Below are 632 nucleotides of genomic sequence, written 5' to 3' on the forward strand. Positions count from 1 at the left end.
GTTGATTGCGACGTTTCGCCGCTACGGCTTGCCGCACCGCATGACGATGGACAACGGTCCGCCATGGGGCGGCGATTCCGAAGGCCTGGGCTATACGGCGCTGACGGTCTGGCTGATGCAGCTGGGCATCGAAGTCAGCCACTCAAGGCCATATCACCCCCAGACCCAAGGCAAGGACGAGCGGTTTCATCGCACCCTCAAGGTCGAACTATTGCAGCATCGGCGTTTTGCGGACAACGACGAAGCGCAGCGCGTCTTCGACCGCTATCGCGAAACCTATAACGGCAAGCGCCCGCACGAAGCATTGGGCATGGCGGTGCCCATGCAGCGCTATCGTGCCAGCGTCATTGCATATCCGGAGATGCTGCCAGCCGCCGAGTACCTGTCTTGTGACAAGGTCTATAAAGTTGACAGGTCCGCGCGCATTGCAGTGGGCCGGCGGCGCTTTAAGATTGGCAAAGCGTTCATCGGCCAGCGCATTGCCTTGCGACCCACGGCGCAGGACGGCTGCTACCGCGTGTGGTTCAGCCGCTTTGAGATCGGAGAACTTGACCTGCGCGCATCATGATGCGCGCAGGTCACGTGTCACCTATGTCTCCGAACACCTGTTACCCATGTCTCCGGTCTGTACA

1 protein-coding gene is annotated in these 632 nt (G+C 60.3%); it reads left to right on the forward strand.

All coding sequences use genetic code 11. From position 1 onward, the window contains the following. On the forward strand, positions 1-568 hold a 568-nt coding region (locus tag AC3WVS_RS31245), incomplete at its 5' end, for an integrase core domain-containing protein (protein ID WP_492321735.1). Positions 569-632 lie beyond the last annotated feature (64 nt).

It is taken from the genome of Cupriavidus sp. CPT47-8839-RL05A, assembly GCF_058792255.1.